18 protein-coding genes and 1 riboswitch are annotated in these 21,476 nt (G+C 64.5%); of the genes, 17 read left to right on the top strand and 1 reads right to left on the bottom strand.

Annotation, left to right across the window (positions count from 1 at the left end; translation table 11 throughout):
- Window positions 1-37 precede the first annotated feature (37 nt).
- The 3 genes from ACUIAG_RS03520 (at window position 38) to ACUIAG_RS03510 (ending at window position 4,763) form a co-directional block, all read left to right on the top strand.
- The gene (locus ACUIAG_RS03520) at window positions 38-1,414 is read left to right on the top strand and encodes a dipeptidase (RefSeq protein ID WP_445340198.1); all 1,377 of its coding nucleotides are present in this window, start codon (window positions 38-40) and stop codon (window positions 1,412-1,414) included.
- A 3-nt stretch (window positions 1,415-1,417) separates the two neighbouring features.
- Window positions 1,418-1,533, top strand: a riboswitch (TPP riboswitch).
- Window positions 1,534-1,582: 49 nt separating this feature from the next.
- A complete protein-coding gene (locus ACUIAG_RS03515) occupies window positions 1,583-2,257 on the top strand; it encodes an ECF transporter S component (protein WP_082067708.1) in 675 nt (224 codons plus the stop codon).
- A gap of 10 nt (window positions 2,258-2,267) precedes the next feature.
- The gene (locus ACUIAG_RS03510; RefSeq protein ID WP_445340197.1) at window positions 2,268-4,763 is read left to right on the top strand and encodes an ATP-binding cassette domain-containing protein; all 2,496 of its coding nucleotides are present in this window, start codon (window positions 2,268-2,270) and stop codon (window positions 4,761-4,763) included.
- Window positions 4,764-4,872: 109 nt separating this feature from the next.
- Here the strand turns inward: ACUIAG_RS03510 and ACUIAG_RS03505 are convergent, their stop codons facing one another.
- Window positions 4,873-5,493: a superoxide dismutase gene (locus tag ACUIAG_RS03505; protein ID WP_015022073.1), complete on the bottom strand. Its 621-nt coding sequence runs from the start codon at window positions 5,491-5,493 to the stop codon at window positions 4,873-4,875.
- Between the two features lie 220 nt (window positions 5,494-5,713).
- Here ACUIAG_RS03505 and ACUIAG_RS03500 point away from each other — a divergent pair, with 220 nt between their 5' ends.
- From ACUIAG_RS03500 to ACUIAG_RS03435, 14 genes are all read left to right on the top strand, one after another.
- Window positions 5,714-6,634, top strand: a complete 921-nt coding sequence (locus ACUIAG_RS03500; protein WP_445340196.1) for a TrmH family RNA methyltransferase — start codon at window positions 5,714-5,716, stop codon at window positions 6,632-6,634.
- Between the two features lie 70 nt (window positions 6,635-6,704).
- Window positions 6,705-7,772 carry a phenylalanine--tRNA ligase subunit alpha gene (gene pheS / locus ACUIAG_RS03495; RefSeq protein WP_445340195.1) on the top strand — a complete coding sequence of 356 codons (1,068 nt, stop codon included), beginning with the start codon at window positions 6,705-6,707 and terminating at the stop codon, window positions 7,770-7,772.
- A gap of 7 nt (window positions 7,773-7,779) precedes the next feature.
- Window positions 7,780-10,386 carry a phenylalanine--tRNA ligase subunit beta gene (pheT, locus tag ACUIAG_RS03490; protein ID WP_445340194.1) on the top strand — a complete coding sequence of 869 codons (2,607 nt, stop codon included), beginning with the start codon at window positions 7,780-7,782 and terminating at the stop codon, window positions 10,384-10,386.
- 25 nt (window positions 10,387-10,411) lie between these two features.
- On the top strand, window positions 10,412-11,020 hold the full coding sequence (locus ACUIAG_RS03485) for a DUF4190 domain-containing protein (protein ID WP_445340193.1): 609 nt from the start codon (window positions 10,412-10,414) through the stop codon (window positions 11,018-11,020).
- Between the two features lie 23 nt (window positions 11,021-11,043).
- Window positions 11,044-11,634, top strand: a complete 591-nt coding sequence (locus tag ACUIAG_RS03480; protein ID WP_445340192.1) for a DJ-1/PfpI family protein — start codon at window positions 11,044-11,046, stop codon at window positions 11,632-11,634.
- 108 nt (window positions 11,635-11,742) lie between these two features.
- The gene (gene argC, locus ACUIAG_RS03475) at window positions 11,743-12,837 is read left to right on the top strand and encodes an N-acetyl-gamma-glutamyl-phosphate reductase (RefSeq protein ID WP_445340191.1); all 1,095 of its coding nucleotides are present in this window, start codon (window positions 11,743-11,745) and stop codon (window positions 12,835-12,837) included.
- Complete coding sequence (gene argJ, locus ACUIAG_RS03470) at window positions 12,834-14,003, top strand: bifunctional glutamate N-acetyltransferase/amino-acid acetyltransferase ArgJ (protein ID WP_445340190.1); 1,170 nt, start codon at window positions 12,834-12,836, stop codon at window positions 14,001-14,003. The genes argC and argJ overlap by 4 nt, the downstream gene beginning before the upstream one ends.
- 71 nt (window positions 14,004-14,074) lie before the next feature.
- Window positions 14,075-15,022 (top strand): acetylglutamate kinase, encoded by a 948-nt coding sequence (argB, locus tag ACUIAG_RS03465; RefSeq protein WP_445340189.1) that lies wholly within the window; start codon window positions 14,075-14,077, stop codon window positions 15,020-15,022.
- A 7-nt stretch (window positions 15,023-15,029) separates the two neighbouring features.
- Complete coding sequence (locus ACUIAG_RS03460; RefSeq protein ID WP_445340364.1) at window positions 15,030-16,295, top strand: acetylornithine transaminase; 1,266 nt, start codon at window positions 15,030-15,032, stop codon at window positions 16,293-16,295.
- Between the two features lie 54 nt (window positions 16,296-16,349).
- Window positions 16,350-17,324 carry an ornithine carbamoyltransferase gene (gene argF, locus ACUIAG_RS03455; protein ID WP_445340188.1) on the top strand — a complete coding sequence of 325 codons (975 nt, stop codon included), beginning with the start codon at window positions 16,350-16,352 and terminating at the stop codon, window positions 17,322-17,324.
- Complete coding sequence (locus ACUIAG_RS03450) at window positions 17,324-17,860, top strand: arginine repressor (protein WP_445340187.1); 537 nt, start codon at window positions 17,324-17,326, stop codon at window positions 17,858-17,860. The genes argF and ACUIAG_RS03450 overlap by 1 nt, the downstream gene beginning before the upstream one ends.
- Before the next feature lie 59 nt (window positions 17,861-17,919).
- Window positions 17,920-19,155 carry an argininosuccinate synthase gene (locus ACUIAG_RS03445; RefSeq protein WP_445340186.1) on the top strand — a complete coding sequence of 412 codons (1,236 nt, stop codon included), beginning with the start codon at window positions 17,920-17,922 and terminating at the stop codon, window positions 19,153-19,155.
- Window positions 19,156-19,172: 17 nt separating this feature from the next.
- Complete coding sequence (gene argH / locus ACUIAG_RS03440; RefSeq protein ID WP_445340363.1) at window positions 19,173-20,618, top strand: argininosuccinate lyase; 1,446 nt, start codon at window positions 19,173-19,175, stop codon at window positions 20,616-20,618.
- Window positions 20,619-20,711: 93 nt separating this feature from the next.
- Window positions 20,712-21,443, top strand: coding sequence for an SGNH/GDSL hydrolase family protein (locus ACUIAG_RS03435; protein WP_445340185.1), 732 nt, complete (start codon window positions 20,712-20,714; stop codon window positions 21,441-21,443).
- Window positions 21,444-21,476 lie beyond the last annotated feature (33 nt).

The following is a 21,476-nucleotide window of genomic DNA, read 5'->3' as shown; positions in this document are numbered from 1 at the left end:
GCAAGCATTGATTCGCAAGCAATCACAGGAGGTAACGATGGCGGAGCTGGGCCTGGAGACGATCCGCACACGTGTGCAGGACGATAGGAGCCGGATCGTCGATCTGCTCAAGGACAAGATCGCCCTGGCTTCGGTTTCGGCCAAGGGGATCACCGGGGATCACATGCGGCGATCGGCCGACTATGTGGCCGGGCAACTGCGGCAGGTGGGTGTAGATGCCCGGGTGGTCCAGGCCACCAATCCTGACGGGACCCCGGGCGCCTTCGAAGTCATCGGATCCCGGCAGGTGGACGACAAGGCCCCGACCGTCCTGCTCTACGCTCATCACGATGTGCAGCCGGTGCCCGATCCCTCCCAGTGGTCCACTGACCCCTTTGCCGGCGTAGAGAAGGAGGGACGGCTCTACGGACGCGGATCGGCCGACGACGGCGGCGGCATCGCCATCCACTCGGGTGCCCTGCACGCCCTGGGCAAGGACCTGTGCGTCAACGTCAAGGTCTTCATCGAGGGTGAGGAGGAGATGGGCTCGCGCAGCTTCATCCCCTTCCTCCAGGCTCATCGGGACGATTTCGCCTCGGATCTGATCATCGTGGCCGACTCGGGCAACTGGTCGGCGGACACCCCCAGCCTGACCACCTCCCTAAGAGGGAATGCGGACCTGGATGTCACGGTCACAGTCCTTGAGCACCCGGTTCACTCCGGGCAGTTCGGCGGGCCCATCCTGGATGCCAACACCCTGTCCGCCATGCTGATCGCCTCCATGTATGACGACCATGGGGAACTTGCTGTGCCCGGTCTGGAGGGCGGACAGCCCATAGGCGGCCTGCAGCGTGACCTGGACCAGGCCCAGCTGCGTGCGGATGCCGGCGTGGTGGACTCCTACCGGCTGGCCGGAACCGACTCTTTGGCCTCCCGGCTCTGGACCAAGCCTGCAGCGGCGGTGATCGGCTTCGATGCCCACCCGGTGGAGGGCTCCTTCAACGTGCTGGCTGATATGACCCGCTTCCGCATTTCCCTGCGCACTGCGCCCACCCAGCGTCCTGAGCAGGCCGCGCAGGCCTTGGCTGATTTTTTGATCGCCCATGCTCCTCAGGGGGCCAGGGTGGAGGTCACGCCCGGCGACATGGGCATGGGATGGGCCATGGATGCCGGCAGCCCGGTGGTCCGGCAGGCCGAGGAGGCCATGCGGCAGGCCTTCGGACGGGACCCGGTCAACAAGGGCGAGGGCGGATCCATCCCCTTCATCCCCGAACTCAAGCGGCTCTTCCCTGAGGCCCAGGTCCTGGTGACCGGCCCAGAGGATCCCCAGTCCAACGCCCACAGCCCGAACGAGTCCATCTCCCTGCAGGGGCTGGTCGACAACATCATCACCGAGGCCCTGCTGCTGGATTCCCTTGACCATCGTATGTTCTAAGATGGCAAGTGACACGGGGGCCGTATGCCTATGGGCGTGCGGCTGAGAGGAGGCTCAGCCTCAACCGGACGAACGTTTACCGGGTAATGCCGGCGCACGGATGTCACTGGACCCGTGCCTGAACGGGATGGCGCTCACAGGGAGCGCCCCGAGGAAAGGCACAAGATCATGACCGATGGTCATTTCATAAACAACACTGCTTCCGGATCGGAGCCGGAGTCCGAGCGGACTCCCTCCCAGGTCAGGACCCCCTCCCGACGGTGGAGGGTGGTGGATATCGCCGTAGCCTCGGTCATCGGGGTGGCCTCCGCAGTCATCTACTGGGTGGTTGCCATGGTGACCACCATTCCCTGGTCATTCCTGGACGGGGTCGTGCCCGGTCTGGGGGGCATTCTCAACGGTCTTTACCTGTTTGCCGGGCCCTTGGCATCGGTCATCGTGCGCAAGCCGGGGGCGGCTGTCTATGCCGAGCTGGTCGCAGCCATCCTGGAGTCGCTGCTGGGCAGCCTTTGGGTGCCTGTGGAGACCATACTGATTGGCCTGCTTCAGGGCTTCATGGCCGAACTGGTCTTCATGCTGCTGCGTTACCGGCGTTGGAACATGTCCACGGTGGCACTGTCAGGCGCTGCCGCTGGTTTCGGCTGCTGGCTGTACTCCTTCTGCACGCACCTGCAGGCCATCAACCTGACCGGCCCCTATGGGGTGATCTATCTGATAGCCACCCTGATCTCGGGCGCTCTGATCGCTGGAGTGCTGGTCTGGTACCTCTACAAGGCCATTGCCGCCACCGGGGCTCTGGACCGCTTCGCCTCCGGCCGCGATATTCGTACGGCCGGGAAGTAGAGGTCTGGGCGTGGACCGGAGCATCCAGGACAATCCCTACCGACCCGCAGCCTTGGAGCTGCGCGGTTGGGGTTATCGGCATGCCTATCGGAACCACTTCGCCGTCAGGGACCTCTCCCTGAGCATTCCTGCAGGTCAGCGGGTGCTGCTGCTGGGAGCCTCCGGCATTGGCAAATCGACCATCCTCGAGGGTGTGGCCGGGCTTCTGGGCGATCATGCCCCGCAGAGCGGTCAGGATCAGGTCGAGGATGACGAAGGCGGGGTGACCCAGGGCCAGGTCCTGATTGACGGCAATCCCGCCGTCTCCAGCCGGGGGCGTGTGGGGCTGGTCCTGCAGGATCCGGATGCCCAGGCCATCTTTCAGCGGCTTGGTGACAATGTGGCCTTCGGGCCCGAGAACATGGGGCTGCCCCGAGAGGAAATCTGGCCACGGGTGCAGAGGGCCATGGCCGAGGTGGGTTTGGCTGACCTGCAGCTGACCCGGTCCACCATGCATCTGAGCGGAGGGCAGATGCAGCGTCTGGCCCTGGCCGGCGCCCTGGCCATGCAGCCTGGGCTGCTCCTGCTGGATGAGCCCACGGCTAATCTGGATCCGGTCGGCGTCGACCAGATTGTCGGCGCCGTCAGGAAGGTCCTGGACCGGCAAGGCTCGACCATGATTCTGGTCGAGCACCGGGCAGGTCCATGGATGGATATGATCGACCGGGTCATCGTGCTTGGGCTGGGCGAGGTTGAAGACGGCACCGGCGGATCGGGCGCTGCGACCTATCGCAAGACGGTGATCATGGCCGACGGCAGCCCCCAGGAGGTATTCACTGATCCTGGATTGGACCTGGCCTCACTGGGCATCTGGGTTCCCGAAGCTTATAGGAGCGCCAGGGATTCGCTCCCTGAGCTTGGGGGGTCCAGGGTCAGGTCCGGGCAATCCGATCCCGGCCAGGATGATCATCCCGTCCTGCTGGCCGCTCAGGATCTGGCGGTGGGCCGTCAGGGCAAGGCAGTGGCCGAGCATATCGATTTGGAATTCAGGGCCGGTCAGATCACCGCCTTGGTCGGAGCCAACGGAGCCGGCAAGTCCACGCTGGCCATGACCCTGGCCGGTCTGCTGGAGCCAGTGGCCGGTTCGGTCCTTGCCCAGGACCGCCTGCTCCGGGGACTCCAGGGGCAGACGCCTGCCGAGCCCGAGCCCATTCGATGGACCTCATCCCAGCTGGCGGCGCGCATCGCCTATGTCTTTCAGAATCCCGAGCATCAGTTCGCCCGGGGCACGGTCTTGGATGAGGTCAAGTTGGCTCCAATCCGCACTGGTATGAGCGAGGAGCGGGCCCAGGATCGCGCCCTGGAGCTGCTGGACCGTTTCAGGCTGAGGCAGTACGCGCATGCCAACCCTTACACGCTCTCGGGCGGTGAGAAGCGGCGGCTCACCGTGGCCTCGGCCCTGGCCGCCGCACCTCAGATGCTGATTCTTGACGAGCCTACCTTCGGTCAGGACAGGAACACCTGGGTCAGCATGGCCCAGCTGATTGCAGACCTGCGCGACCAAGGAGCCTGCATCATCCTGGTCACCCACGACCGGGAGCTGGTCCAGGCCCTGGATGCCCGTCTGGTGGAGATGACGCCTCCGGGAGCCCAGAAGGCCGTCTGGCCTGTATCAGAGTCAGATTTGCAGGCCCGTCAGAAGACTGTTGCGGCCAGACTGACCGTCACGCCCATGGATCAGCGGGACGAGCCGGTCAAGCCGGCCAGCCGGTCGCCATACATAGCCTCCATCAATCCGGCCTTCCGTCTGATCGGGGCTTTCCTGGCGGCTCTGCCCCTGCTGATCAGCCTGGACCCGGTCTCGGCCACGACGGCCCTGATCCTGGAGTTCCTGATGCTGGGCGCGGCAGGCTTCACACCCCTGCGGGTGGTCAGATCCACCTGGCCCATCTTCCTGGGGGCCCCCGGCTCGGCCCTGGCGATCATCCTCTACGGCAAGAGCGGCGGCGCCACCTTCTGGCAGTGGGGCATGATCCACATCACCCAGCGGTCGTTGGATCTGGCCCTGGCCACCGCGTTGCGAATCCTGGCCATCGGGATTCCCGCCATCATCACCGTGCTGGGAATAGACGCCACCGATCTGGCCGATGCCTTCAGCCAGGTGCTCCACCTGCCTGATCGCTTCGTCTACGGCGGGCTGGCCGGCATGCGGCTCTTCACCGTTCTCAAGGATGACTGGTCGGCCCTGACCGCCTCGCGCCGCAGTCGCGGGCTGGGCGATGAGAACCGTTTCAAGGCCTTTATGCCCCAGGCCTTCGCCCTGCTGGTCCTGTCCATCAGGCGTTCGACGACCTTGGCTACGGCCATGGAGGCCAGGGGTTTCGGCGGCAGCACACCGCGCACCCATGCCAGGGTTTCCCAGATCAGACCACGTGACGCCGGTTTCCTGCTCATATGCCTGGCTGTGCCTGCAATCTCCCTGACCCTGGCTGCCCTGACCGGCTCCATCGCCTTCTTCGGCAACTGATCGCCCGGGTTTTCCGCAGGCTCCGGATATAGAGGAACCCCGGTCCTTTCCGCCTCCCGCAGAGAGGGGAAAGGACCGGGGTCCGCCTGTGGTTGGAAGCGCTGGTCTTTTACCTGGCCAGAGTGGTGTTGATGTTGCGCACCTCGTCGAAGCGCTTGGAGGCATCCTCCCAGTTGACGATGTGCCACCAGGCCTTGACGTAGCTGGCCCGGTCGTTCAGGTACTCCAGGTAGTAGGCGTGCTCCCAGAGGTCCAGCAGGACCAGCGGGAAGATGGTGACAGGCAGGTTGCCCTGGTGGTCGTACATCTGCAGGGTGACCAGGCGCTCGCCCAGGGTATCCCAGGCAAGGACAGCCCAGCCGGAGCCCTGGATGCCTGCGCACATGGACTCGAAGTAGGTCTGGAAGCCTTGGAAGGACCCGAACTGGTCCTCGATGGCGGCCTTGAGCTCGCCAGTGGGCTCCTGGCCGATGGCCGGGGCCATGTTCTTCCAGAAGATGGAGTGGTTCTTGTGCCCGGCCAGGTTGAAGGCCAGGTTCTTCTCCAGCAGGTTGGACTGAGCCACGTTGCCGGACTCGGCCGCGTCGTGGATCTGCTCCAGGGCCTTGTTGGCACCGTTCACATAAGCCTGATGGTGCTTGTCATGGTGCAGCTCCATGATCTTGCCGGACACGTACGGCTCCAGCGCCGAGTAGTCGTAGGGCAGATCGGGAAGTGTGTATACGGGCATATCGTCTCCTCACAATGATTCTGGCCAAGCCAGACGAGTGATGGTCGGTCTGCGCCAGACCAACAACGGACGTGGTCGACCCGACCGGTTCTTTAACACTAGCCCCTTGTCCGAGGAGCACAAGGGGCGCAGGCCTTTCTTTCAGTGAACTTTCCCACAGACGCGGGCTCATCAAGGTCCGTCGGCCGTGCTTTCGACTGCCGGGGCTAGAGTTGTGCCCATGCCCTTTGATGACTCCCTTCTTGACAATCCCCGTGCCCAACGAATTCGCCGTCTGGCTGAATTGCAGGATCGGCGGGCCCGGCAGCGTCATGGCCGCTTCCTGATAGAGGGTCCGCAGAGCGTGCGCGAGGCGGTCCGCTGGCGTCCCGACCTGCTGACTGACCTCTATGTCCAGGCGGATGAGTCCTCTTCTGTAGATAAGGGCGGTCATCCGCGGCCGCTCAACGAGACCGCAGGCGCCATCATGGAGCAGGCCCGGGAGCTGCCTGACTGCTATGGGCACTTCGTCTCCGCCAGGGTCATGCATGCCATCAGCGGCAATGCGCAGGGGATCCTGGCCCAGGCGCGGACTGATGGATTTTTGGCCCATGCGACGGACCTTGACGATCCCCGGAGCCAGACGGGGGAGGGGCCCGACCTGGTGGCAGCCTTCTGGCAGATCCGTGATCCAGGCAATGCCGGAACCGTCATGCGCACGGCCGATGCTGCGGGCTGCCGGGCAGTCATCCTGGTGGATCAGTGCGTGGAACCGACCAATCCCAAGGTCATTCGCTCTACGGCTGGCTCGGCCTTTCACATACCCCTGGCGACCATGGGCACTGAGGACTTCCTGGCCCTGTGCAGACGGCAGGGCCGGGCCATGGTGGCGGCCGATGTCTATGGCACGCCGGACAAACCGGTCCGCTCCCTGAATGATTTGATGGCGAGCGGTGCCTTGTCCAAGACAGACACGGCGGGTCAACCCATGGCCCTGCTCTTCGGCAATGAGGCACGTGGACTGCCCAATGAGCTGCTGGAGTCCATGGATCAGATCGTTCGCATACCCATATACGGGCGGGCTGAATCGCTCAATCTGGCCACCTCGGCGGCGGTGCTGCTCTACGCCATGGCCATGTCGAGTCGTATTGAAAGAATATGAAGGCGTCAACGACCGGGATTTTCCGCTGATTTGCGGCCCGGACATGGCATTGGCAACAGTGGAAAGGTCCATGGTGGCACAGGAAGAATTCGACCCCGCGGCGATGACCGACGAGGTCAACGAGGGCATCGGCAGGATTCGCGAAGTCTCCGATCTGGAAGAGCTCAAGGCGATCAAGGCCAAGTATGCGGGGACAGGTTCAGCCCTGGCCGGATCAGGCCGGATCATCGGAAAACTGCCAGCGGATCAGAAGAAGACCGCCGGGCGTCTGGCAGGCAAGCTCAAGGCTGACTTTGGCCGTGCCTACGGGCTCAAGGAGCGGCAGCTGCGCCAGGAGGAGGAGTCCCGCCGCCTGGCCGCCGAGCGGGTGGATATGACCCTGCCGGTCAACCGCCGTCCCCAGGGCGCCCGCCACCCGCTGTCCAAACTCATGGAGGACGTGGAGGACTTCTTCGTCTCCATGGGTTGGAGCATCGCCCAGGGTCCCGAGCTGGAAGCCGAGTGGTACAACTTCGATGCGCTCAACTTCGGCCCTGACCATCCTGCCCGCCAGATGCAGGACACCTTCTACGTCAAGGGCAGCCAGGCCAGGGATGCCGCCGGTTTCGTCGGCTCCAACATGGTCATGCGCACCCATACCTCGCCCGACCAGGCCCGTTCCCTGATAACCCGTGGCGTACCGCTCTACGTGGCCTGCACGGGCAGGGTCTTCCGCACCGACGAACTGGATGCAACCCACACCCCGGTCTTTCACCAGTGCGAGGCCATCGCCGTCGATGAGCACCTGACCATGGCCGACCTCAAGGGCACCCTGGACAAGCTCGCCGTGGCCATGTTCGGCCCCGAGGCCCGGACCAGACTGAGGCCCTCATACTTCCCCTTCACCGAGCCCAGCGCCGAGATGGACCTCTGGTTCCCCGACAAGAAGGGCGGCCCTGGATGGATCGAATGGGGAGGCTGCGGCATGGTCAACCCCAATGTTCTGAGGTCGGCAGGCGTGGATCCGCAGCGCTACTCAGGCTTCGCCTTCGGTGTGGGCATGGAGCGCACCCTGCTCCTGCGCCACGACATCAACGACATGCACGACCTGGTCGAAGGCGACGTGCGGTTCAGCCAGCAGTTCGAGATGGGGGAGTGACCGTCAGATGCCAATGGTAGATATCGACTGGCTCAAGGAGCATGTGCAGGTCCCCGAGGATCTGACCTATGAACAGCTGGGCAAGGACCTGGTCCGGGTCGGTCTGGAGGAAGAGGACATCCACCAGTCCACGGTGACCGGCCCCATTGTGGTCGGCTATGTGGTGGATGCCGAGCCCGAGCCCCAGAAGAACGGCAAGACCATCAACTGGTGCCATGTGGATGTGGGCGAGCAGTACAACGCTGTGGACGACCAGGGCCGCAAGGTGCCCCGGGGCATCGTCTGCGGGGCCCCCAACATGGCTGCGGGCGAGAAAGTGGTGGTGACCCTGCCGGGGGCCGTCCTGCCTGGGGACTTCCGCATCGAGCCGCGCAAGACCTATGGCCACCTCTCGGACGGCATGTGCGCCTCCGAGCGTGAGCTGGGACTGGGTTCGGACCATCAGGGCATCATCCTGCTGCGCAACTACGGGTTCACCCCCGAGCAGTACGAGCAGCTCAAGCCCGGTGACGATGCCATGAGCCTCCTGCATATGAATAGGCCCGTGCTTGAAATCAACATCACCCCGGACCGTGGCTACGACTTCTCCTACCGGGGGGTTGCCCGCGAATATCACCACTCCACGGGCGCTGAGTACACGGATCCGGTGATTGAGCTGAACAAGACCGTGCCAGCCTCCGCAACGCAGGAGGATCAGGCTCCGCTGGCCGTGCATGTTGAGGACGACAATCCCATTCATGGTCAGCCCGGATGCGACCGCTACTACCTGCGGGCCCTGACCGGGTGCGACCCCAAAGCCGCCACTCCCAGCTGGATGCGTCGTCGGCTGGTTCGGGCCGGCATGCGCTCCATCAGCCTGCCGGTGGACATCAGCAACTACGTCATGCTGGATCTGGGCCAGCCCCTGCACGCCTACGATCTGGACAAGCTCAGCGGCCCCATCGTCGTCCGCAGGGCCCGGCAGGGCGAGCACCTGACCACCCTTGATGGCAAGGATCGCGAGCTCAGCACCGAAGATCTGCTCATCACCGACTCGCCCGAGGGGCATGAGGGTTCCCGCATACTGGGTCTGGCCGGGGTTATGGGCGGCCTGTATGGCGAGGTGACCGATCAGACGAAGAACATCCTGATCGAGTCCGCCCACTTCGACCAGGTGACCATCGCACGGACCGCCCGTCGCCACAAGCTGCCCTCGGAGGCCTCCAAGCGCTTTGAGCGTGGGGTGGATCCGCAGATGCAACCGGCCGCCGCAGCCATGGCCGCCGATCTGTTGCATCGCCTTGCCGGTGGCCAGGACCTGGATGCTCCGTTGGATTTGAACCAGACCAAGCCCATGCCGGTCATCGACTTTGCCGTCAGCGAGGTGGCACGTCTGACCGGACTGGAGGTGGAGCCCCAGCGCATCGTCGCCATTCTGCGTGACATCGGCTGCACGGTCCAGGGTGATCCTCAAGGCCGGCTGTCGGTGACCCCGCCAACCTGGAGGCCCGACCTGGGAGAGGGCTGCGACCTGGTCGAGGAGGTGGCCCGCCTGGTGGGCTATGACCGCATCCCTGTCACCGTGCCATCGCCCAAGGTGTCAGGTGCGGTTGGTCTGACCGATCGCCAGCAGCGCCGCCGTTGGGTGGCTGACACCCTGGCCGAGTATGGGCTGACCGAGGTTCTGGACTACCCGTTCGTCGGCGACAATGATTTCAAGGCCTTCGGCATGGATCCTGATGAGGTTCATGTCAACAGCGTGGAGCTTGCCAACCCCATGGCCGCTGACAGGCCCTATCTAAGGCAGAGCCTGCTGCTGCCGCTGGCCAACACCGTGGAGCGCAACCTGCGACGTGGCAACACGGATGTGCGTCTCTTCGAGATCGGCTACGTCTTCCGTCGCGATCCCAAGGCCCCTGCGGTGCCGACCCTTCCGGGCGGCGTGCGGCCCAGCGACGAGGATCTGGCCCGCCTGGACCAGGGTCTGCCGGAGCAACGGCTGCATGTGGCGGCCCTGCTGACCGGCCGTGCTCAGGAGGATGGCTGGCTTAAGGACAGCAGGGATGTGGACTGGACTGATGCAGTCGAGTCGGCTCGTCGTGTTCTGGACAGGTTGGGAGCACACTATCGGATGGAGCAGCCCCCGGCCGAGCAGGTGCCCGACCAGTGTCATCCGGGCCGTACCGCCAGGCTGGTCCTGGATGACGGCACGCTTGTCGGCATGGTGGGCGAGCTGCATCCTCGGGTTGATCAGGCTCTGGGCTTCCCCGCCCACTCGGCCGCCTTCGAGCTGAGTCTGGACATGGTGCTGGACCACCTGGACTACACGCCCCTGCAGGCCAAGCCCGTGTCGACCTTCCCGCCGGTCCGTCAGGATCTGGCCTTCACCGTGCCGGAAACGGTTTCGGCCGCCGACCTGACTTCCGCCATCAGAGAAGCGGCTGGGTCTAGTCTTGAATCCATCGAGCTGTTCGACGTTTTCACTGGCGATCAGATCGGTGAGCATGCAAAATCGCTGGCCTTCGCAGTCACCTTCCGCGCCCCGGACCGCACCTTGACGTCCGAGGACAGCGAATCCCTGCGCCAGGCCATCGTTGACAAGACTGCAGGTCTGGGCGCCGTGCTGCGTGCCTGACCGGGCATCGAGGGGACCGAGGGACATGACGGATTCTCAAGAACAGGGCACAGCCGGTGGACCTGACCGCCAGGATCATGATGGGGGCGACCAGCCCTTGTACGGCGCACGCGCCGATCGTTATCCAGGATGGAATCCGTACGTATACGGTCGCCCAGACCCCGAATCCAAGACCAAGGAAGCGGATTCGTCCCAAGGCAACCCCGCCAATAGGCCCATGCCCATGGCGGGGCAGTCGGGTCCCGGTCGCGGCGGAAATCCTGGGAATCCTCAGACCCGTCCCGGTGCGCCAGGATGGCCTCCCCAGGGCATGCCCGATCTGAACGATCCCTCCCAAAATCCGGTCTACGGCCACTGGGATCCCTGCGCCATCATCGCCTTCCTCATGGCCCTCTTTTTGCCCATGCCTGTGATTCCCGCCTTGCTCGGCGGCGTTTCCATGTATCGGACCCGCCGACTGCATATGAAGGGCTACGGGTTGGCCATGGCTGCCCTGATCATCAACCTCCTCTTTACCTTGGCTTGGATCTGGCTTCTGGTCAACGGGGTCTCCCTGAACGACTTCTACCAGCAGATGATGCCGTCGCCCTCGACGGGTGGCGGCGGCTCAGGCGGGGATGGCGTCAGCGCCTGAGATTTAAGCAGGGAGTCATTCAGATGGGCTTGGATATCAATATTGTCGTATTCGACGGGTTTGAACCCTTGGATATCTTTGGCCCCTTTGAGGTTTTCGTCAACACTGATGGCGCCCGGGTGCGGCTTTTCTCCTTGGACGGCCCTGGAGTGAAAGTCGGGGAGGGCGGTGTCAGGGTCGAAGCTCTAGGATCCGAAGCGATCGATCCCAAGGGAGTTTTGCTGATACCTGGCGGTTCCGGCACGCGAACTCTGGTTGGAAACGACCGATGGATTAGGCAGTTGGCAAGCCTGGCCGCCCAGTCGCCGCAGGTAATGACGGTCTGCACAGGCTCGGCTCTCTTGGCTGCCGCCGGTGTGCTCGACGGTCGGCGTGCAACCTCCAATGACTTGGCCTTTGACTGGGTCGTCGGCACGGGGGAGCGCGTGGACTGGGTCAAGGATGCCCGCTGGGTGGTCGATGGAAAGTTTCGCACCTCTTCGGGTATCTCGGCCGGCATCGATATGGCCCTGGCCTTTGTGGAGGACACATGCGGGCCCGATGCTGCGGACAAGGCCAGTACGCAGATGGAATACATCCGCAACCGAGATTCCGGTTATGACCCCTTCGCGTAGATGAAAGTGATGCGCAGCTAGAGAATATACATAGCGACACGCCGAATTGCATAAATATGCGTATTACTGCATGAGTATGTATGATGGTGCCCGATGAAGGGAGCACTCATGCGGCAATACACGGTGGCTGTAGCGGGAGCTTCAGGGTATGCCGGCTCGGAGATGATCCGTCTATTGGCGGCCCATCCAGCCTTTCAGGTATGCACGGTCACCGGTCACGGCTCCGCTGGTCGACTGTTGGGGGAGTTCTCGCCCAACCTTCCGGAGTCGCTGGCCTCGCTGCAGATTCAGGATACGAAGCCGGAGATCTTGGCCGGCCATGATCTGGTGGTTTTGGCCCTGCCCCACGGGGCTTCGGGCCCCCTGGCCGAGCAGCTGGATCCGCAATCGCTGATGGTCGACCTGGGCGCTGATCACCGGCTGGAGGATCCGAGCGACTGGCAAGACTACTACGGAGGGCCTTTCTCAAGCCCGTGGACCTACGGGATGCCTGAGCTGCTCAATCCTGGTGGCGGTCGTCAACGTCAGTTGCTTGGACAGACCCGGCGGATCGCTGGTCCTGGGTGCAATGTCACAGCAGTCACTCTGGCCTTCCAGCCTGCCCTGTCCGCCGGACTGGTCCAGACTGATGATCTGGTGGCCGACCTTGCTGTCGGCTACTCGGGCGCTGGGCGCTCGGGCGGCAGAATGGATCTGCTGGCAGCCCAGGCCATCAATTCGGCCCATCCCTACTCGGTCGGGGGCACCCATCGGCATATCCCTGAGATTGTGCAGAACCTGCGCAAGGCCGCAGCTGCGGACCCCAACCTCGGGGTTCTTGGCAAACAATCCATCCGCTTGGGGCTGACCCCCATACTGGTCCCCATGTCAAGGGGGATTCTGGCTGTGGTCTCAGCCAAGCTGAGCGCGCGTGGACAGAGCATGGAGATGGCTGATATTCGTGCCGTCTGGGAAGGGATCTATGCCCAGGAGCAGTTTGTCGATCTGCTCCCCGAGGGCAGGCTTCCCTCCACGGCCGATGTGTATGGCTCCAACCGGGCCCAGGTCCAGGTAGCTGTGGACCAGCGCGCCGACCGCCTCTATGCTTTCGCCGCCATCGACAACCTGACCCGAGGCACCGCAGGCCAGGCCCTCCAGGCCGTGAATCTGGCTCTGGGCCTGCCCGAGGAGACCGGATTGACAACCATAGGAGTGGCACCATGAGCATCACCTACCCTGCAGGCTTCCGGACCGGCACGGCCATCGCCCATCGTCCGGGAGGATCACAGCGCCGCAACCTGGCTCTGGTCGTCAACAGCGGACCCATGGACACGGCTGTGGGGGTCTTCACACCCAATCGTTTCCGGGCCGCTCCGGTCGTCTGGACCAGCAGGATCCTTGAAGATGGCCGTGCTGGAGCCGTGGTCATCAACTCCGGCAATGCCAACGCCTGCACGGGCCCCGAGGGCCTGGACCAGGCCAGGGCCATGGCCGAGCGGACAGGAGAGCAATTGGGCCTGCCCACCGAGCAGGTTGCCGTCTGCTCCACCGGGATCATCGGCCATCTTCTGCATCTGGACTCCATCTTGACCGGTATCGATCAGGCTGCCCAGGGGTTGTCGGCCAGTCAGGAGGCCGGCGAAGAGGCCGCCAAGGCCATATTGACCACCGACACCTGCACCAAGACCATGGCTGTGGACGGTTCCGGCTGGCGGCTGGGCGGCATGGTCAAGGGTTCCGGGATGATCGCCCCGCAGTTGGCCACCATGATCTGCGTAATCACCACCGATGCCATTCTGGAGCCGGAACAGGCTCGCCAGGCCCTGTCCGAGGCTTGCCGGCTCAGCTTCAACCGGATCGATGTGGACGGGTGCATGTCCACCAACGACACCGTCCTGCTGATGGCCTCCGGGGCCTCTGGCGTGCGGCCTGACCCCAGGCAGTTCCAGGAGAAGCTCGGTCAGGCCTGCGCGGACCTAGCGCATCGGATTGTGGCCGACGGTGAGGGCAGCAGGCATCGGATCCGCATCCGTGTGGATGGTGCCGAGAACGAGGATGCAGCCCTTGCCTGCGCACGGGCGGTCTCCGGCTCCACGCTGCTCAAGTGCGCGGTGGCCGGCGAGGACCCCAACTGGGGCCGGGTGGTGTCCTCCCTGGGCACCGTGCCGGTTTCGAAGGCGGCCTATGACCCGGCCCAAGTGGATGTCAGCTTCAACGGCATCAAGGTTTGCCAAGGAGGCCGTCCCGGCCAGGACCCGGAGCTGGTCGACCTGCACGTTTCCGAGGTCCATATCGACATCGACCTTGGTCATGGCGACAGCCAGGCCACGGTATGGACGGATGATCTGACCCACGAATACGTGACCATCAATGCCGACTACCACACCTGACAGGAAACCTGATCGGGCGCGCTGCCAAGAGCCGCAGCAATCGGAAGATGGTCATAAGGAAGGGGAAGAGGATGGCGGATGTCGAGCAGGATGCCGAAGCTGAAACAGCCTTGGACGATGCCCGCAAGGCCCAGGTGCTCATCGAGGCCCTGCCCTGGCTGGAGGAGTTCGCCGGTCAGAGGATCGTAGTCAAATACGGCGGCCATGCCATGGTGGACGACCATCTGCGGCAGTGCTTCGCTCAGGACATGGTCTTCCTGAGGCAGGTGGGCATGCATCCGGTGGTGGTGCACGGGGGCGGCCCGCAGATCTCCCGCATGCTCCAGGCCCTGGGCATCCCCTCGGTCTTCCGCGGCGGTCTGCGGGTGACCACCCCCGAAACCATGAAGGTGGTTCGCATGGTGCTGACCGGACAGGTAGGCAGGGATCTGGTCGGTGCCATCAATGCTCACGGTCCCATGGCGGTCGGCCTGTCAGGGGAGGATGCCGGCCTGTTCAGTGCGGCCCGCCGCACCGGCATGGCGGATGGACGACCAGTCGACCTGGGCCTGGTGGGCGAGGTCGTGGGCGTGGATGCCTCGGCCGTCGAGGATCTGATCGACGCCGGGCGGATTCCCGTCGTCTCCTCTGTGGCTCCTGACGAGCAGGATCCCACCCAGGTGCTCAATGTGAATGCCGACGCGGCCGCATCCGCTCTGGCAGTAGCTCTGGGGGCCCGGAAGCTGGTCATTCTCACCGACGTGGAGGGACTGTATGCCAACTGGCCCCAGGCCGACTCCCTGGTCTCCAGCATCGGCGTGGACCGGCTTGAGGACATGTTGGAGGACATGCATGAGGGGATGCGCCCCAAGATGGAGGCCTGTCTGCAGGCCGTGCAATCCGGAGTGGGCGAGGCCCACGTCATCGACGGGCGGCGGCCGCATTCCATGCTCAACGAGATATTCACCCGCAACGGCATCGGCACAGTGGTCGTGCCGGGCCGGGATATGATCATGAGGAGGAGCCATGACGAAGGCTGATGCACCTATGAGGACCCCCGAGGGGCCGCAGAGCAGTCAATGGGCAGACCGCTATGACCGCGTCCACATGCGGGTCTTCGGACGGCCGGGCAGGGTCATGGACCATGGCCGAGGCGCCTGGATCTGGGACCTGGACGGCAACCGCTATCTGGACATGATGGCCGGAATCGCGGTCAATGCCCTGGGCTACGCCCATCCGGCCTGGAACAAGGCCCTGGCTGAGCAGGCCGGGAAGATGGCCCACATCAGCAACTTCTTCGCCTCCCAGCCTCAGATCGAGCTGGCCGAACGACTGCTGGACCTGGCTCAGGCCCCGGAGGGATCCCGTGTCTTCTTCGCCAACTCGGGAACCGAGGCCAATGAGGCGGCCATCAAGCTTGCCCGGCTGCATGGCGCTCGCATGGGCGGTCACCCTGGCCGGATCCTGGCTCTGACCCATAGTTTCCACGGCCGCAGCATGGGCTCCTTGAGCCTGACATGGAAACCTGCCATCCGTGAGCCCTTCCAGCCCCTGGTCCCGGGCATGGGCTTTCTGCCGGCGGAAGACGGCGAGGCTATGGAGGAGGCCTTCGCACAGGGGGAGACCTCAGGAGAGCCGGTGGCCGCCGTCATTCTGGAGCTCATCCAGGGTGAGGCCGGGGTGCTGCCGCTGGATCCTGACTACGTTCGGCAGGTGCGTGAGCTTTGCAGCCGGCACGGAGCCCTGATGATTTTGGACGAGGTGCAGACCGGCGTGGGCAGGACCGGCCACTGGTTCGCCTTCCAGGACCGGAGCCTGTCCGGAGGAGCCTGCCCTGACGTGCTCACCTTCGCCAAGGGGGTGGCAGGCGGCTTCCCCATGGGCGGGATGATCACCTTCGGCTCTGGGCCATCAGGTCTGCTGACCCCTGGCATGCACGGGTCCACCTTCGGCGGCAATCCCCTGGGATCGGCCCTGGCACTGACCACCTTGGAGACCATCCAACGGGAGGGCCTGCTGGAACGGGCGCGGCAGATGGGCGAGAGGCTGCGCGCTGGCCTTACCGACTGCGGCAATCCCCTCTATAACCAGGTCAGAGGCAGAGGGCTGCTTGATGCGGTCCAGCTGAGCGCCCCCTGTGCCGGGGATCTGGCCTCCTGGGCCCTGGATCACGGGCTGATCGTCAACGCTGTGGCCCCTGATGCCCTGCGTCTGGCCCCGCCCCTGATCATCCAGGCCGACCAGATCGACCTGGCCGTGGATATCCTGTCCAAGGCTCCGGTCAGTCTCGGGGAAGGGCTTGCAACAGGATGATCAGTGAGATCAGCCATCAATGACGTACATGATCATAGCGATAGGGAGGCAGAGATGAACAGCGGTTTGCGGCACATGCTGCGTGACGATGACCTCAACCATGAGGAGCAGTTGGAGGTTCTTCGACTGGGCATGGCCTTCAGGGCAAATCCCTATGTATCTCAGCCCTATCAGGGCCCCCAGGCCGTGGCCATCATCTTCGACAAGCCCAGCACGCGCACCAGAACCAGCTTCTGCGTGGGTGTGGCCCAGCTGGGCGGCTATCCCATGGTCATCGACAGCTCTGGCTCGCAGCTGGGCCGTGGCGAGCCCGTGGCGGATACCGCCAAGGTGCTGACGCGGATGACGTCCACCATAGTCTGGCGCACCTTTGGCCAGGATCGGGTGAAGACCATGGCTGCCAATGCCACCGTGCCTGTCATCAACGCGCTGACCGACTCCTTCCACCCCTGCCAGGTTCTGGCCGACTTCCTGACCCTGGCCCAGCACCGGGGCGGGGTCGATGCCCTGGCTGGCATGACCATCGCCTACCTGGGCGACGCAGCCAACAACATGGCCAACTCCTACCTGCTGGGCGGAGCAGTGGCCGGCATGAACGTGCGGATTGCCGGCCCCCACGGCTTCCTGCCCGATCCAAGCCTTGTGGATCAGGCGCGGACCCTGGCTGCTGAAAACGGCGGATCCATTCTGGTCACCACGGATCCGGTCCAGGCTGTGGAGGATGCCGACTGCGTCTTCACCGACACCTGGGTCTCCATGGGCGAGGAGGACCAGTACGCCATTCGCTCCCATCCCTTCCAGCCCTATCAGGTCAACGCCGCACTTATGGCCCATGCTCGCCCGGATGCCCTCTTCCAGCATTGCCTGCCCGCCTACAGGGGCCGGGAGGTGACGGCCGAGGTCATTGACGGCCCGCAGTCCGTGGTCTGGGACGAGGCGGAAAACCGATTGCACGCCCAGAAGGCCCTGATGACCTGGCTGGTGGCCCGCTCCCGGGGCGACGAATCCCTCCTGCAGGGGGTGTGCTGATGCGCCCGACGACCAAGGTGGCCCGGCTGGATGCCATCCGCCAGGCCCTGAGCCGACATCGGGTCAACTCCCAGCAGCAGCTGTCGGCCCTGCTGGCTGAGCAGGGCATCGAGGTGACCCAGGCCACCCTGAGCCGTGACCTGGACGACCTGCACGCCACCAAGTTGCGGTATGCAGACGGCAGCATGGCCTACTGGATTCCCGCCACCACCGACCAGCAGGCCATGGAAGCCGCTGCCGCCGAGGGGCCTGAAGTCGAGGGGGAGAACAAGACGGATGCCTACCTGGCCAAGATTCTGACCGGGCTGATCACCTCGGTGGCCCGGGCCCGCAACCTGCTGGTGGTCAGAACCCCGGCCGGCGCCGCCCAGTATGCGGCTTCCGCCCTGGACCGCCAGCCCATCAATGGAATCCTGGGCACCATAGCCGGGGACGACACGATTCTGATTATCGCTGCAGACGATGAATCGGCTTCATCCCGGGCCGACTGGCTCATGACTATCGTCTCCGGCCAGGAGGATGCCAAGGCTCGATGATCGTCGGAAGCACGAACTGAATATTGACAAGTGTGAAATTAGAAGGAAAGAGGATCGCCATGACCGAAAACAATCGCATCGTGCTGGCCTACTCGGGCGGCTTGGACACCTCAGTGTCCATTCCCTACCTCAAGGAACGCACCGGCAAGGATGTGGTGGCCGTCTCCCTGGATGTGGGGCAGGGCGGGGAGCGTCTGCAGACCATCCGCCAGCGGGCCCTGGACTGCGGAGCCGTCGAGTCAGTCGTGGTGGATGCCCGGGACGAGTTCGCCAGGGATTACTGCATGCTGGCGCTCAAGGCCAATGCCATGTACGAGGGCGTCTACCCGCTGGTGTCGGCCATCTCCAGGCCGCTGATCACCAAGCATCTGGTCCAGGCGGCCCACCAGTACGGTGCCGACACCATAGCCCACGGCTGCACCGGCAAGGGCAACGACCAGGTCCGTTTCGAGGTCTCCATCATGTCCATCGACCCCTCGCTGAAGGCCATCAGCCCCATCCGTGACCTGGGATTGATGAGGGATGTGGAGATTGCCTACGCCAAGGAGCACCGCCTGCCCATCGAGCAGACCGAGGAGAGCCCCTATTCCATCGATCAGAATGTCTGGGGACGCGCCATCGAGACCGGCTACCTGGAGGATCCCTGGAATGGGCCCACCAAGGACGTCTACTCCTACACCGACGATCCTGCTTTCCCGCCGGTCGAGGACGAGGTGACCATCGACTTCGAGCAGGGCATCCCTGTGCGCATCGACGGCAGGGCCGTTACGCCTCTGGAGGCCATCGAAGAGATGAACCGCCGCGCCGGAGCCCAGGGGATCGGACGCGTGGATCTGATTGAGGACAGGCTGGTGGGCATCAAGTCCCGAGAGCTCTACGAGGCACCTGGGGCCATTGCCCTGATCACCGCCCACCAGGAGCTGGAGAACTGCTGCCTGGAGCGCGAACAGCACCGGATCAAGCGCGACATCGACAAGCGCTGGGGCGAGCTGGTCTACGACGCCCAGTGGTACTCGCCTGCCGTCCGCTCCCTGAACGCCTTCATCGAGGAGACCCAGCGCTATGTCTCCGGCCGCATCCGCATGGTCATGCACGGGGGACGGGCAGTGGTCACCGGCCGGCACTCCGACAGCTCCCTCTACGATTACAGCCTGGCCACTTACGAGTCCGGCGACAGCTTCGACCAGAACGCCTCCAACGGGTTCATCGCCATCTATGGCCTGGCCGACAAGGTGGCTGCCGCCCGTGATATGCGCTTCGGCAACGGCATCGCACAGGACGGACAAGAGCAGTGAGCAGCGGCGACAAGCCCATGGCCCTCTGGGGCGGGCGCTTCAGCAGCGGGCCCTCGCCGGCGCTGGTTGAGCTCAGCCGATCCACCCAGTTCGATTGGCGTCTGGCCGACGACGACCTGGCCGGTTCCCGGGCCCACGCCCGTGCCCTCAACCGTGCTGGACTGCTGGACGATGGCGAGCTGGCAAGTATGGAACAGGCCCTGGATGAGCTCCAGGACCAGGTGGACTCCGGCGCTTTCGCCCCTGAGCCTGGCGACGAGGACGAGGCCACGGCCCTGGAGCGCGGCTTGATCGACATAGCGGGGGACCAGCTGGGCGGCAAGCTGCGGGCCGGGCGCTCGCGCAACGATCAGATCGCCACCCTGATTCGGATCTGGCTGCGCCGCCACGCCCGGGTGCTGGCCAAGGATCTGCTGCGCACGGCCCAGGCTCTGATGGATCAGGCCCGGGCAGCGGGGACCACGGTCATGCCGGGCCGTACCCACATGCAGCACGCCCAGCCCGTCCTGCTGGCCCACCAGCTCATGGCCCATGTCTGGCCCCTGATCCGTGACCTGGAACGGCTGAGGGACTGGGACCGGCGTGCCGATGCCAGCCCATACGGTTCTGGCGCGCTCGCTGGCACCACCCTGGGTCTGGATCCCCTGCCGGTGGCCCGGGATCTGGGCTTCAGCCGGGTCTGCGCCAACTCCATCGACGGGACCGCAGCTAGGGATGTGGTGGCCGAATTCGCCTTCGTCGCCGCCATGATCGGCGTGGACCTGTCCAGGCTGGCCGAAGAGATCATCATCTGGAATACCCAGGAGTTTGCCTTCGTCCGCCTGGACGACGGCTACTCGACCGGGTCCTCCATCATGCCCCAGAAGAAGAATCCGGACGTGGCTGAGCTGACTCGCGGCAAGGCCGGTCGACTGGTCGGGGACCTGGCAGGCCTATTGACCACCCTCAAGGGGCTGCCGACGGCCTATGCGCGCGACCTGCAGGAGGACAAGGAGGCGGTCTTCGACCAGGTGGACACCCTGGAGGTCCTGCTGCCCGCCTTTGCTGGCATGGTCGCTACTTTGACCTTCAACAAGGATCGGCTAGAGGAGCAGGCACCCACAGGATTCGCTCTGGCCACCGACCTGGCCGAGTGGCTGGTCAGGCAAGGAGTGCCCTTCCGGCATGCCCACGAACTCTCAGGGGCCTGCGTCAAGCTGGCCGAGGGGCGTGGATGCGAGCTGGCCGACCTGAATGATGACGATTTCATCAGGGTCTTCGCTGACTGGGTCCCCGCCGATCGGGCTCCTGAGGTCCGCTCTGTCCTGACCGCCGGGGGAGCCGTGCGCGCTCGCCGGGGCCGGGGGGGCACCGCACCGGAGAGGGTCAAGGAGCAGATGGACCAGGCTGCACATGCGCTGGAGGAGCTGAAGGCTTTCGCCGACTCACAGTCTGACGGGCCTGCCTACCATCCTCCCAGGTGAAGTTTCTGGTCTCCACCGGACCGGTGGCCGCGTTAGAATGCCCAACGGCAATTCTTCAAGAGGAAGAGTAAACGGCGAAAGGCGGCGGCGATCATGAATCCGGTGGCACTGGTCCAGGCTTGGTGGGCCAAGCAGCACATCACTCTGGCCAAGGAGCCCCCCGGTTCCCGCCAGGGGCTGTGCTCGCCTTCGGACCAAGGCCGCGACCTGGAGCCATTGACCATGCTGGTGGTGGGCGACTCCATGGCGGTCGGCTGTGGGGTGAAGGACCAGAGCCAGGGCTTCGTCCCTGACATAGCCGCCTGCCTGGCCGCCCGGCTGGGGCGCCCGGTATCCTGGTCGACCCAGGGTCGGCTGGGGGCCACCATCCGCAGGGTGCGCTACCGGTTCCTGCCCGCCCTGCAGGACCAACCTGATCTGCTGGTTCTGTGTGCAGGATCCAACGACATCATGGCCAATCGCACCGATGAGCAGTGGCGGGATGACCTGGCTGCCAGCATCGAGCTGGCTAAAGACAAGGGCCGTCAGGTGCTGGTCCTCAGCTCCGGTCAGCTCTATCGGGATCCTGCCCTGGGCCGGGCGCTCAGGGCAGAGGTTGAGCGTCGGATAGCCCGCCAGACGCAGACCAGCCGTCAGGTCTGTCAAGAGGCCTCGGTGCCTTTCGTGGATGCCACCCGCGACGACGTTGGCACCGACCGGCCCGACTTCTGGGGCATTGACCACTTCCATCCCGGAGTAGAGGGTTACCGGCGCATGGCCGCCTGCGTGGTTGACCACATTCCCCAAGACCTGATCGATAAGTTGTCTGTGTCTGCGCATTCCTGAATTTGATACGGTAGTCGCTCCCCCCCTGGCCAA

It is taken from the genome of Bifidobacterium sp. ESL0825 (genome assembly GCF_052606465.1).
The sequence above is the reverse complement of the archived record's forward strand: the minus strand, read 5'-3'. Positions and strand labels throughout refer to the sequence as shown.